The sequence below is a fragment of the Burkholderia sp. F1 genome, assembly GCF_050813845.1.
Lineage (GTDB): Bacteria > Pseudomonadota > Gammaproteobacteria > Burkholderiales > Burkholderiaceae > Burkholderia > Burkholderia ubonensis.
Window position 1 is genome coordinate 3,058,298 of record NZ_CP172422.1, and the last position, 13,243, is coordinate 3,071,540.

The following is a 13,243-nucleotide window of genomic DNA, read 5'->3' on the forward strand; positions in this document are numbered from 1 at the left end:
CCGTCGCCTGACGGCACGGCATGACGGGAAAGTTCAGGCGATGAGCCTGAACTTTCTCTTTTCGGTGAGCCACTGCTCGAACGCCTGCGCGGCCATCGGCCGCGCGAAGTAGTAGCCCTGCGCCTGGTCGACGTCGATCTGCTTCAGAAAGTCCGCTTCGGCGCGCGTCTCGACGCCTTCAGCCACCACCGAGAAATTCAGCGCGCGGGCGAGCGCCACCACCGAGCGCACCAGCGCCTGCGAACGCGGATTGCGGTCGATGCCGGTGATGAAGCTGCGGTCGAGCTTGATCGTGTCGAGCGGCAGGCGCGACAGCTGCGACAGCGACGAATAGCCGGTGCCGAAATCGTCGAGGTGGATCTCCGCGCCGAGCAGGCGGAACTGCTTCATCAACGCGAGCGCCGCGCCTTCGTCCTCGATGAAGCAGCTTTCGGTCAGCTCGATGTCGAGCAGGCCCGGCTTCAGGCCCGCGTCGTCGAGAATCGTCGCGAACTGGTGCACGATGTTCAGGTCCTGCAACTGCCGCGCGGACACGTTGATCGCGATGCGCGTCTCGAGCCCCCGCTCCTTCCACTCGGCCGCCTGTTCCGCCGCGGTGTGCATCACCCAGCGCCCGAGCGGCGCGATCAGCCCGGATTCCTCCGCGAACTGGATGAACTCGATCGGCGCGACGAGCCCGCGTTCCGGCGACTGCCAGCGGACCAGCGCCTCGACGCCGTGCACGTCGCCCGTCGCGAGGTCGACGATCGGCTGGTAATGCAGCACGAACTGCTCCTCTTCGAGCGCCTTGCGCAGGTTCGTGTCGAGCCACATGTACTTCGCGACCTTCTGGTTCATGTCCACCGAGAACACGCGATACGTGTGCTTGCCGGCTTCCTTCGCGACGTACATCGCGGTGTCTGCGCTGCGGATCAGCGTTTCGAGCGTGTCGCCGTGCTGCGGATACATCGCGATGCCGATCGAGCAGCTCGTATACACCTCCATCAGCCCGAGATGGATCGGTGTGCGCAGCCGCTCGAGGATCACCTGCGCGGTCGCCTCCAGCAGCGGGCGCGTGCCGCGCGAGAACAGCACGAGGAATTCGTCGCCGCCGAGGCGCGCCAGCGTCGCGTTCTCCGGCAGGCAGTTGGCGATGATCGTCGACACGTCCTTCAGCAGCCGGTCGCCGGTGATGTGCCCGTAGTGATCGTTGACGCGCTTGAAGTTGTCGAGATCGAGGAACAGGATGCCGACCTGGAGCAGGTTTTCGCCGGGATCGCCGGCCAGCACGGTCTTGATCCGCTCGCTGATCGCATGGCGGTTCGGCAGGCCGGTGAGCACATCGGTGTTCGCGAGCTCGGTGAGCCGCTGCTGCGCCTTGCGCTCCTCGGTGATGTCGATGCCCGAGCAGATCAGGAACTGCTCGTCGACGCCGCTGCCGCTCTGCACGAACTTGTTGCGGAACTGGAACAGGCGCGGGCCATTGATGGTGTTGATGTAGCGCTCGACCGAGAACGGCTTGTTGCTCGAGAAGAAGCCGTTGATGTTGGTGCGCGATTGCGCGCCCTGGTCCTCGCTCATGAACAGCTCGAATGCGCTGCGGCCGATCACGTCGACTTCGCGCCTGCCGGTCACTTCCTCGCACAGGCGGTTGAAGCGCTGCACGACGCCGTTGCGGTCGAGGATCACGACGAGCGAATTGACTTCGGAGACGACCTGCTCCGCGAACGCGAGGCCGTGCGAGAGATCGGCTGCGACCGATTCGGTATCCGAATACGCGCACGCGGTGCCGGCCCAGTCGGTCGTGTTGAGCCGCCTGCCGACGAGGTGGAGGCTGACCGGGTCGCCGAACAGCTTGATGTCGAGCACGAGGTGGGAGGTCGCGCCGGTCAGCCCGCGAATCCGCGCGGCCTGCTCGGCGCTCAGCGCCACGCTGATGTTGGTCAGGCCGCGGACGGCGGCCAGCTCGAGCGCATTGCTGTCGCTGCCCAGACGCCAGCAAGGGCTGCGCGTGCCGAAGTGCGCCTCGAGTACCTCGCTTTCGTTTTCGTCATCCATGGACGAGCCCCGACCAAAAAAACGCTCAGTTTAGACGAGGCACCCCATCCAATCGCATGCGCGGACGCCCGCTACGGCGCGCCCGGCGGTTCGACTGGGGTCGCGGCCCTCGCCCCGTTTTTTGCTCCAGACAATTCCGAATCCGCGTCCGCGCGTGTCGTGCGCGGGTTATGCCAGACGAATGATGGGCTCATCTTATCAAATGACGGACGGGATTTGCACACACACAATTCTCACAGAGTGTCAAGCAAGCGGCCGTCGTGTCGGCATTGGCAACATTGGCCCGCGTCGCATCGGAAAACGGCATGACCGGACCTGCGAAATCGCATTGCAACCGCGCGTCGAACCCGGGTTGCACCATGCCCGGCGCGGCTTCGCCGGCATTTCATCGATGCTCGAACCGGTTCCGCGATGAATGCGCGGTCAGGGTCGGAACGTTACGGCGACGCGTTGCACCGAACAGACATTCCATCCGCGTTCATCGACTTTATTCAGGAATGTTTCGCAATATCGACGGCGGTCGGCGCACGCATTTCATCACCCGTGAACGCACTCGCGTCGCACCGCGAAACATTCCGGACTGCCGGGCATTCGGGCGCGTCGAATGAATGAACCGCTTGCTTCATTGCGCGCCCCCGTCGAAACGCACGGTCATTCGGCATCCATCGCGCCGTACCCGCCGCCGCCCGGCGTCTCGACGACGAACACGTCGCCCGGCGCCATCTGCGCGCGGCCGATGTGGTCGAGCGTCACGACGGTGCCGTCCGCGCGCTCGATCGCATTGCGGCCGAGCGCGCCCGATGCGCCGCCCGCCGCGCCGAACGGCGCGTGAATGCGGTTGTTCGACAGGATCGACGCGGTCATCGGCTCGAGGAAACGGATCCGGCGGATCGCGCCGTTCCCGCCCGGCCAGCGTCCGCCGCCGCCCGATCCGGCGCGGATGCGGTGCGAATCGAGCCGCACCGGATAGCGCCATTCGAGCACCTCGGGATCGGTCAGCCGCGAATTCGTCATGTGCGTCTGCACCGCGTCGGTGCCCGCGAAACCGTTTCCGGCGCCGCTGCCGCCCGCGATCGTCTCGTAGTACTGGTATTGCGCGTTGCCGAACGTGAAGTTGTTCATCGTCCCCTGGCTCGACGCGACGCGGCCGAGCGCGCCGTACAGCGCGTTGGTGATCGCCGACGACGTCTCGACGTTGCCCGACACGACCGCCGCCGGATACTCGGGGTTCAGCATCGAGCGCGCCGGCACGATCACCGTCAGCGGCTTCAGGCAGCCCGCGTTCAGCGGGATGTCGTCGCCGACGAGCGTGCGGAACACGTACAGCACCGCCGCCATGCACACGGCCTTCGGCGCGTTGAAGTTGTTGTCGAGCTGCGCGGACGTGCCGGTGAAGTCGATCCGCGCGCGGCGCGCCGCGCGATCGACGCGGATCGCGACGCGAATCTCGGCGCCGTTGTCGAGCGCATAGCGATAGCTGCCGTCCTGCAGCGCGCCGATCACGCGCCGCACCGCCTCTTCCGCGTTGTCCTGCACGTGCCGCATGAACGCGAGCACGACGTCCCGGCCGAACTGCGCGACCATCCGGCGCAGCTCGTCGACGCCCTTCTGGTTCGCGGCGACCTGCGCGCGCAGGTCGGCCATGTTCTGCTCGACGTTGCGCGCCGGATAGCGGCCCGACGCGAGCAGCGCACGCGTCTCGGCGTCGCGCAAGACGCCTGCCGACACGAGCTGCCAGTTGTCGATCAGCACGCCCTCTTCGTCGATATGGGTCGAATCGGGCGGCATCGAGCCCGGCGTCGTGCCGCCGATGTCCGCGTGATGGCCGCGCGAGCCGACGTAGAACAGCGGTTCGTCCGAACCGTCGGCGAACACCGGCGTGATCACCGTCACGTCCGGCAGGTGCGTGCCGCCGTGATACGGATCGTTGAGCATGTACACGTCGCCGTCGCGCATGCGGCCGCGGTTGCGCTCGATCACCGTGCGGATGCTCTCGCCCATCGAGCCGAGATGCACGGGCATGTGCGGCGCGTTCGCGATCAGGTTGCCGTCGCCGTCGAAGATCGCGCACGAGAAGTCGAGCCGCTCCTTGATGTTCACCGAGTACGCGGTGTTCTGCAGCCGCAGCCCCATCTGCTCGGCGATCGACATGAACAGGTTGTTGAAGATCTCGAGCCGCACCGGGTCCGCGTCGGTGCCGAGCGAGCGGCGCGTCGGCAGCGGCGTCGCGCGCGCCATCACGAGATTGCCCTGCGCGGTCATCTGCGCGCGCCAGCCCGGCTCGACGACGGTCGTGCCGTTCTGTTCCGCGACGATCGCCGGCCCGTCGATCACGTCGCCCGCCAGCAGCGCGTCGCGCACGTGGAGCGCCGCGTCGTGCCACGCGCCGCCGGAGTAGAAGCGCACGGCCGCGTCGGCCCGCGGCGCGGCGCCGGCGTCGCGCGCCGCGAGCGGCGCGACCTCGACCGGCGCGTCGGAGCGGCCGATCGCCTCGACCGACGCCAGCTCCGCGACGAGCGGCGTGCCCGGCATCAGGAACGCGTAACGCTGCCGGTATGCGACGTCGAACGCCTGCCGCATCGCATCGACGCTGCCGGCCGGCACCGCGAGCGCCGAATCGGTGCCCTGGTAGCGCAGGTGCACGCGGCGCTCGGTCGCGATCCGCTCGGGCGGCACGCCCTGTTCGAGCAGCGCGCCGACGGCTTCGCCGGTCAGCTGGTCGAGCGTCGCGTTCAGCGTCGCGAGCGATGCGTCGGACAGCACCGCCTCGATCGCGCGCTCGCGCATCGCGGTCTGGTCGGCGAGCCCCATCCCGTAGGCGGACAGGACGCCCGCGAGCGGATGCGCGAACACCTGCGTCATGCCGAGCGCATCGGCAACGCCGCACGCGTGCTGGCCGCCTGCGCCGCCGAACGTCGTCAGCACGTAGCGCGACACGTCGTGGCCGCGCTGCACGGAGATCTTCTTGATCGCGTTCGCCATGCTGCCGATCGCGATCTCGAGGAAGCCTTCGGCCAGCGCCTCGGGCGTCTCGCGCCGCCCGGTCGCGGCAAAGACCTCGTCGGCGAGCGCGTCGAACTTCGCGACGACGCCGGCGCGGTCGAGCGGCTCGTCCGCGTGCGGGCCGAACACGCGCGGGAAATAGTCGGGCTGGATCTTGCCGAGCATCACGTTGCAGTCGGTCACCGTCAGCGGCCCGCCGCGCCGGTACGCGGCCGGCCCCGGGTTCGCGCCCGCCGATTCGGGGCCGACGCGCAGCCGCGCGCCGTCGAAGCCCAGCACCGAGCCGCCGCCCGCCGCGACCGTGTGGATGCTCATCATCGGCGCGCGCATCCGCACGCCGGCCACCTGCGTCTCGAACACACGCTCGAACTCGCCGTTGAAGTGCGACACGTCGGTCGACGTGCCGCCCATGTCGAAGCCGATCACGTGATCGAAGCCCGCGACGCGCGCGGCGCGCACCATCCCGACGATGCCGCCCGCGGGGCCGGACAGGATCGCGTCCTTGCCCTGGAACACGTCGGCGCGCGTGAGGCCGCCGCTGCTCTGCATGAACTGCAGGTTCACGCCCGGCATCTCGTGCGCGACCTGCTCGACGTAGCGGCGCAGGATCGGCGACAGATACGCGTCGACGACGGTCGTGTCGCCGCGCGACACCATCTTCATCAGCGGCGACACCTCATGCGACGCCGACACCTGCGTGAAGCCGATGCGGCGCGCGAGCTGCGCGAGCGCGCGCTCGTGCGCGGTGTGCCGGTAGCCGTGGATCAGCACGATCGCGAGCGCGCGGATGCCGGCGTCGAACACCTGCCGCAGCGCGCTTTCCGCGGACGCAAGATCGAGCGGCTCGACCACGTCGCCGTGCGCGCCGACGCGCTCGTCGATCTCGACGACCGTCTCGTACAGCGCGTCGGGCAGCACGATGTCGAGGTCGAACAGGCGCGGCCGGTTCTGGTATGCGATGCGCAGCACGTCGCGCAAGCCGCGCGTCGTCGCGAGCGCGGTGCGCTCGCCCTTGCGCTCGAGCAGCGCGTTGGTCGCGACCGTCGTGCCCATCTTCACCATCTCGACGCGCTCGGGCGTAATCGGCTCGCCGGCCGCGAGGCCGAGCAGGTGGCGGATGCCGGCGACGGCCGCGTCGCGATACTGCTCGGGGTTCTCGGACAGCAGCTTGTGCGTGGTCAGCGAGCCGTCGGGCCGGCGCGCGACGATGTCGGTGAACGTGCCGCCGCGGTCGATCCAGAATTGCCAGCGTCGCGCGTCGGAAGGAACGGAAGAACTGTGTCGGGTCGTCATGGCGATGGAATCCCTGTGTCGTGGAATCGTGAATCGGAGGACGAGCGCCATCCGCGCGGCGCGGGTTCACGCGCGTCGCGACAGGCATCGTCGGGAATGGAAGGCGAGGTTCGCTCGCGCGGCGCGCAAGCCGCGCCGGAGCGCCTGCGTTCGCCGGCGTCAGGCGTCCTCGAGCTCGCGGCCGCGGGTCTCGGGCAGCGTCAGCGCCGCGACGATCATCACGCCGTAGGCGGCGACCGCGAAGATGCCGATGCTCGCGCCGAGGCCGTAGTGCTTCGACAGCGCGCCGATCAGGAACGGGAACAGCGCGCCGACCGCGCGGCCGACGTTGTAGCAGAAGCCCTGCCCGGAGCCGCGCACGCGGGTCGGGAACAGTTCGGTGAGGAACGCGCCCATCCCGGAGAAGATGCCCGACGCGAAGAAGCCGAGCGGGAAGCCGAGCCACAGCATCGACATGTTGGTCAGGTGCAGCGACGTATACGCGAACGCGATCGTCATCGAGCCGAGCGCGAACAGGATGAAGTTCGGCTTGCGGCCGAGGCGGTCGGTCAGGTACGCGCTCGTCAGGTAGCCGACCCACGAGCCCACGATGATCGTCGCGAGGTAGCCGCCGGTGCCCATCACCGTCAGGTGCCGCTCGGTCTTCAGGAAGGTCGGCAGCCACGTCGTGATCGCGTAGTAGCCGCCCTGCGCGCCGGTCGTCAGCAGCGCCGCGCGCAGCGTCGTCGTCAGCAGCTTCGGCGCGAAGATCTCGGTGAGGCACGGCGCATCCGCGACGCGCGCCTGCGCGGCCTTCTCCCTCTCGTAGACGTCCGGCTCCTTCACGTAGCGGCGGATCACGACGACGAGCAGCGCGGGCAGCAGGCCGACGAGGAACAACCCGCGCCACGCGTACTCGGCGGACAGCGTCGAGAACAGCAGCGCATAGAGCAGCGCGGAGAGCCCCCAGCCGATCGCCCAGCCCGACTGCACGAGGCCGACCGCCTTGCCGCGATCGCGCGCGCGGATCACCTCGCCGATCAGCACCGCGCCGGCCGTCCATTCGCCGCCGAAGCCGAAGCCCATCAGCGCGCGCGCCGCGAGCAGCTGGTGATAGTTCTGCGCGAGCCCGCACAGCCCCGTGAACACCGCGAACCACAGCACCGTGAGCTGCAGCGTGCGCACGCGGCCGATCCGGTCCGACAGGATGCCCGCGATCCAGCCGCCGAGCGCGGACGCGAGCAGCGTCAGCGTGCCGATGAAGCCCGCGTCCGCGAGCGAGATGCCCCAGGTCGCGACCAGCGTCGGGATCACGAACGACAGCATCTGCGTGTCCATCCCGTCGAGCATGTAGCCGACCTTGCAGCTCCAGAACGCGCGGCGCTCGCGCGGCCCGGCCTCCGCATACCACGAGAAGAGGCCGCTGCGCCCGGCGCTCGCGGGGTCGGCGGCGGGTGCCGTCAGGGTCTTGCTGTCCATGGTGTCGCTCCAGTCGAAGTGCGCCGAAAGATTCGTCGAGTCGTCGTCACAGGCCTCCGCCCGCCGGGACGCGGATGCGCGTCATCCTCCGGCAGGACGGATCGGGTTCGGTCGCGGCGCGCCGCCGCGACGGATTCGGGTGGGACGGCGGGTGCGCCGCCCCGGTTGGCCGCCCCATGCGGCCGCGTCGGGCGTCAGAACACCGCGAGCGACGCGTTCGTGATGTCGGTCACCAGCATGTGGCCCGGCGCATGCGCGATCGCGAGCGGCAGCCGCGCGTCCATCAGCGCGGTTTGCGGCGTGACGCCGCACGCCCAGAACACCGGCAGCTCGCCGTCGCGGATCGTCACCGCGTCGCCGAATTCGGGCGCGCCGAGATCGGCGATCCCGAGCTCCCGCGGGTGGCCGATATGGATCGGAGCGCCATGCACGCCCGGAAAACGGCTCGTGATCTGCACCGCGCGGATCGCGTCGGCGCCGCGCATCGGCCGCATCGACACGACGAGGTTGCCGCCGAAGATGCCGGCACGGCGGTTCGGAATCGACGTCCGGTACATCGGCACGTTACGCCCTTCCTCGACGTGGCGCAGCCCGATGCCCTCGCGCGCCAGCATGTCCTCGAACGAAAACGAACAGCCGATCGCAAATACGACGAAATCGTCCTGCCATAGCGCGTGGAGCGAGTCGACCTGCTCGGCGAGCCGGCCGTCTCGATACACGTTGTAGCTTGGCACGTCGGTGCGGATGTCGATGTCGCGGCCGAGCGCATCGACGCGGAAGTCGCCCGGCTCGCCGACGGCGAGCAGCGGGCACGCCTTCGGATTCGCCTGACAGAAGCGCAGGAAATCGTGCGCGTACGCATCAGGCAGGATCGCGAGGTTCGCTTGCGCGTACGGGCCGCAATGGCCGGCGGTCGGGCCGCGGAACGCGCCGCGGCGCACGGACTGGCGGAATTCGGAAGGCGTCATGGTGGTCGGTTGCGTATCAGGGTGTCGGTGCGATGACGCTGTCGTGTCATCGGATACGGCGAAGGATAGGAAAGAAAAAAAATTGCCGCCAACGAGTTTTTTTGCGGCTCGCGTATAGAATTCCTTAACAAGCAGCCGGGTTTTCCCCAGTCCCGTTCATTTTTTCAGCGAGGCAATCTGCGCGCCCATTGCCTTGCCGATTGCCATGAATACGCGTTTTCTCGAGACCTTCGTCACGCTCGCCGAGCTGCGCAACTTTCGCACCACCGCCGCCGCGCTGCATGCGACGCCGGCCGCGATCTCGCAGCGGGTGAAGGCGCTCGAAGAGGAACTGCAGACCGTGCTCGTCGATCGCGACAACCGCGAATTCCGCCTGACGCCGCACGGCGAATACCTGCTCGGCTACGCGAAGGCCGTCGTCGAGGCGACGCAGCAGCTGCAGGCCGCCGCGTCCGGCGAAAGCGCGCTGCGCGGCAAGCTGCGGCTCGGCGTGATCGAGACCGTCGTGCACAGCTGGCTGCCGCACTACATGCGCCGGCTCGCGGCCGACTGTCCGCAGCTCGAGATCGACCTGACCGTCGACGTCAGCGTCGTACTGCAGCGCCGCCTGATGGCGGGCGAGCTCGACCTGATCATCCGTGTCGAGGGCAGCGACGAGGCGTCGGTCGTGTGCGACGCGCTCGCGAACTATCCGGTGCGCTGGATCGCGCGCGCGGGGCTGCTGCCGGCCTCGCGCACCGGGCTGGCCCGGCAGGTGCTGCGGCAGCCGATCCTGACGTTCGGGCGCGGCACCGCGCCGCATCGCGCGCTGGAGGACATCGTCCGCACGCTCGCGCACGCGCACGGCGTGCCGCTATCGGAGACGCGCATCACGGGGTCGCCGTCGATCTCGGTGATCGTGCAGCTCGTGCGCGACGGCTTCGGCGTGGCCGCGATTCCGCGCCTGTTCGTCGACGCGCTGATCGAAAGCGGCGAGCTCGTCGAGCTGCCGCTGCAGCCGTCGCCGCCGTCGATCGTCGTGTCGATGTCGCGGCGGGCCGACGCGCCTCGCTTCGTGCACGGCGCATCGATCGCGGCGCGCGCCGCGTGCCACGAATATTGCGAGAAGAGCAACCGGCGGCTGGTCGAGGCGCTGTGACGCGGCGCGCCTGACGCCGCTTGCGGTCGCGCCGGACGCAATCCGTCGCGGCGTCGGTCAGGCGGGCTGGCCTGCGCGCGCCATCGCGAGATTGCCGTCCCCGTACTCCCGGATCACCTTCGAAATGACGACCCGGTAGCCGTCCAGCCAGCGGGCCTGCTTTGCCTTCGCTTCGAGGTGCGCCGGATGGCGGATCAATTGCTGCAGCGCCTCTTCCGACTCCCAGTAGTAGACGTTCTGAATGAGTCCCGCGTCGGCGCTCTCCCAGGTCTCCTCCCCCAGATACCCCGGAATCGCGCGCGCCGTGTCGGCGATCTGCCGGTCGAGCCGGTGGAACTCGTCGTCGTATTGCCCGGCGCGGAAAATGAAGGCGGAAGCGTACATCGAAGTCCCTCGGTAGTTATTGGAAGAGCTTCGAGTTTAAGGCACGACGACGTCGGGGATCGTCAGGCCGTGCTCCGGTCGACATCGGGTCGATCGGCGAGCCACGCCTCGATGCGGGACGCATCGGCGCGCGGCGCGGCATCGTGCGCCGGCATCGCGGCAAGCGCCTGCCGCGCGCGCTCGTAAGCCTGCGCGAAGCCGCGCAGCCCGCGCGTCGCGGGCCGGTCGTCGAGACGGCGGCGGGCCAGCGCCGCTTCGATGCGGGCGTCGATCAGCGCGAGCTGGCGATCGATGAAGGCGATGCACAGCGTGCGGCAACGCGCGGAGATCCGCGCGACGGCCAGCAGCGCCGGCACGATCGATACGGTGAGGTAACCGCCCGGCGCGAGCCGCGACAGCGCATGACGCACATCCTGCGCGCCGTCGCTCAGCGACGCGAACACCGCGTCGCGCCACACCGCGCGCTCGAACACGAGCGCGTCGCGGAATTCGGCGAGCGCGGCGGCGTTGTCGATGCGGCCGGCGACGACCAGCGGCGTCACCTGCGCGGGCGCTGCCGCGTCGATCGGTTCGGCCGACTCGCGAATGCAGTTCGCGTCGAGCCATGCCGCGCGTGCGCGCCGGTCGGCCAGCACCCGCGGCTGCAGGCGGTCCGGCAGCATCGGATCGAGCGGCACCGCGCCGCAAATCGCGGGCTTGTCCGCGTGCACGGTGCAACGGCCATCGTCGGCCAGCGCGGGGCAGCGGCCGGGCGACGGATAGTCGTAGCCTTGCAGCGTGAGCGCGAGCCACTCGCCGCGGCCGCCGTCCATGCGATGAAACAGCGCGTCGGCGAGCGCGTCGCAGGCCGCGACGTCGTCCGCATCGAGCACGAAATCGCCGCCGCCCGTGCGCCAGCGTTCGCCGACCTGCCGGCGCGGCACGCGATGCATCGCCAGCGCGCCCACGAAGCGGTCGCGATGGCGGAACAGCTCGCGCAGCGACAGCGTCGGCGCGCTGTTGCAGCAGCGCCCGCACGCGTGGCACGCGAGGAAGAACGTGTCTACCACGGCCGCCGCACCGAGTCCTGGTAGCGCGTCAGGATGAAACGCGCGACGTCGTCCGAGTGGTACGCTGCCACCAGCCGGCCGACCCACGGCTGCGCGCGATCCGCGTCGCGCACGGCCAGCACGTTCGCATACGGCGAGCGCGCATCCTCGATGCCGATGCTGTCGCGCGCGGGTTGCAGGCCCGCGCGGGCGGCATCGCCGCTGTCGAGCGCGACGAACGCGGCCGTATCGAGCGCGGCGACGAGGCGCTCGCCGCGCAGCGCGACGATCTTCAGGCCGAGGCGGTTGCCCGTCACGTCGCGCAGCGACGCATGCAGGCCCGCGCGGTCGCGGAACGTCAGCAGCGTGTCGTTCTGCAGCAGCACGAGCGCGCGCGCCATGCCGCGCGGGTCCGCCGGAATCGCGATCGTCGCGCCTGGCCGCAGTTCGTTCAGGCTCCTGAGCTTGCGCGAATAAAGCGCCATCGGCAGCGTCACCGTCGTCGCGACCGCCGTCAGCGCGTACCCCTTCGCGGAGCGCGTCGCCGCGAGGCGCTGCGCATCCTCGAAGCTCGCCGCGTCGATGCGGCCGCCGGCCAGCGCGCCGTCGATGCGCGTGGCATCGTCGAACACGACGACGTCGACCGCCAGCCCGCGCGCGGCGGCGACGCGCTTCACTTCGTCCAGGATCTCCGCATGCACGCCGCGCGTGACGCCGACGCGCACGGGCGCACCGACCGGTTCGACCGCCGACGCCGCGTACGTCGCGCCGCACGCCAGCAACATCAGCACGGCAATCGAACGGCGCGCGCGCTTGTTCATCACGTGTCCGTCACGCTCGGACGGAGCCGGCCGCCACGCGGCGACGCGCCGCAATAATGACCGCGTCACGACGCGTCCCTCAGGATCGTGCGGAACCCGATGTGCGACGCGGCGAGATCCGCCTCCTGCTGCTCGCGCGACGACGCGCGGTAGCGGACGCAGTAATCGCGCGAGCACAGGAACGAGCCGCCCTTGATCACCATCGGCGTGTCGTGCCGGCGCGCCGGCGGCGCCACCGCCGCGGTGTCGCCATTCGTGTGCGATTGACGCGGGCCCGTATAGACGTCCTTCGTCCATTCCCACGCATTGCCGATCATGTCGTAGAGCCGGAAGCCGTTCGCCGCGTAGCAGCCGACGGGCGCGAGCCCCGCATGGCCGTCCTCCGCGGTGTCGAGCACCGGAAACACGCCCTGCCAGTAGTTCGCGGCGGGCTTGCCCTGCGCGTCGCGCGGCGCGGCGTCGAGCGACGCGTCGTCGCGCCCCGCCTTGCCCGCGTATTCCCATTCGGCTTCGGTCGGCAGGTCATGGCCGAGCCAGCGCGCGTAAGCGAGCGCGTCGCGCTGCGTGACCAGCGTGACCGGCAGGTTGCCGCGCCCGTCGACGTTGCTGCCTGGCCCGGTCGGATGCCGCCACGACGCGCCCCGCACCCATGACCACCACGCGAGATCGCGTGCGTTCATCTCGTCGCGCGTCGGCATGTGAAACACCGCCGCGCCGCCCTGCCGTTCCGCGTCGGTCACGTAGCCGGTCGCCTGCACGAACGCGGCGAACTGCGCGATCGTCACGTCGGTCTGGTCGATCCAGAAGCCGCCGACGCGCGTGCGGCCGTCGCCCGCCGGACGCTCGTCCGGATAGCCGCGCGTGCTGCCGAACACGAACGCGCCGCCGCGCAGATGCACCATCCCCGCCTTCGGATCGTCGCGCCAGTTCGCGGGCAGGCCCGCATAGCGCTCGCACTGCGGCTCGCTGCCAAGCGGCGCGAGCGGACGGCCGCGATTCGCGTCGTCGAACCCGGGCGGCGGCGAAGCCGCCGGACGTGCATAGCCGGCCGCGAACGCCGCAACGAACAGCGTGGCGGCCACCGCCGCGCCGATGATCCGGAACCGCATCGCC

9 protein-coding genes are annotated in these 13,243 nt (G+C 69.7%); 1 reads left to right on the forward strand and 8 read right to left on the reverse strand.

What is annotated here, in order from left to right; all coding sequences use genetic code 11:
- Positions 1-33: 33 nt before the first annotated feature.
- The 4 genes from pdeR to ACFIMZ_RS32235 form a co-directional block, all read right to left on the reverse strand.
- The gene (gene pdeR / locus ACFIMZ_RS32220; RefSeq protein WP_431823481.1) at positions 34-2,037 is read right to left on the reverse strand and encodes a cyclic di-GMP phosphodiesterase; all 2,004 of its coding nucleotides are present in this window, start codon (positions 2,035-2,037) and stop codon (positions 34-36) included.
- A gap of 651 nt (positions 2,038-2,688) precedes the next feature.
- Positions 2,689-6,333 carry a hydantoinase B/oxoprolinase family protein gene (locus tag ACFIMZ_RS32225; RefSeq protein ID WP_431823482.1) on the reverse strand — a complete coding sequence of 1,215 codons (3,645 nt, stop codon included), beginning with the start codon at positions 6,331-6,333 and terminating at the stop codon, positions 2,689-2,691.
- A 159-nt stretch (positions 6,334-6,492) separates the two neighbouring features.
- Positions 6,493-7,791 carry an MFS transporter gene (locus ACFIMZ_RS32230; RefSeq protein ID WP_431823483.1) on the reverse strand — a complete coding sequence of 433 codons (1,299 nt, stop codon included), beginning with the start codon at positions 7,789-7,791 and terminating at the stop codon, positions 6,493-6,495.
- 194 nt (positions 7,792-7,985) lie between these two features.
- Positions 7,986-8,759 carry a putative hydro-lyase gene (locus ACFIMZ_RS32235; protein WP_431823484.1) on the reverse strand — a complete coding sequence of 258 codons (774 nt, stop codon included), beginning with the start codon at positions 8,757-8,759 and terminating at the stop codon, positions 7,986-7,988.
- Between the two features lie 205 nt (positions 8,760-8,964).
- Here ACFIMZ_RS32235 and ACFIMZ_RS32240 point away from each other — a divergent pair, with 205 nt between their 5' ends.
- On the forward strand, positions 8,965-9,897 hold the full coding sequence (locus ACFIMZ_RS32240; protein ID WP_431823485.1) for a LysR family transcriptional regulator: 933 nt from the start codon (positions 8,965-8,967) through the stop codon (positions 9,895-9,897).
- 57 nt (positions 9,898-9,954) lie between these two features.
- Here the strand turns inward: ACFIMZ_RS32240 and ACFIMZ_RS32245 are convergent, their stop codons facing one another.
- The 4 genes from ACFIMZ_RS32245 to ACFIMZ_RS32260 form a co-directional block, all read right to left on the reverse strand.
- Positions 9,955-10,281, reverse strand: coding sequence for an antibiotic biosynthesis monooxygenase family protein (locus ACFIMZ_RS32245; protein ID WP_431823486.1), 327 nt, complete (start codon positions 10,279-10,281; stop codon positions 9,955-9,957).
- 62 nt (positions 10,282-10,343) lie between these two features.
- On the reverse strand, positions 10,344-11,330 hold the full coding sequence (locus tag ACFIMZ_RS32250; protein WP_431823487.1) for a flagellin N-methylase: 987 nt from the start codon (positions 11,328-11,330) through the stop codon (positions 10,344-10,346).
- The gene (locus ACFIMZ_RS32255; protein WP_431825418.1) at positions 11,324-12,094 is read right to left on the reverse strand and encodes a MetQ/NlpA family lipoprotein; all 771 of its coding nucleotides are present in this window, start codon (positions 12,092-12,094) and stop codon (positions 11,324-11,326) included. The genes ACFIMZ_RS32250 and ACFIMZ_RS32255 overlap by 7 nt, the downstream gene beginning before the upstream one ends.
- Positions 12,095-12,195: 101 nt before the next feature.
- Positions 12,196-13,239, reverse strand: a complete 1,044-nt coding sequence (locus tag ACFIMZ_RS32260; RefSeq protein WP_431823488.1) for a formylglycine-generating enzyme family protein — start codon at positions 13,237-13,239, stop codon at positions 12,196-12,198.
- Between the last annotated feature and the right edge of the window lie 4 nt (positions 13,240-13,243).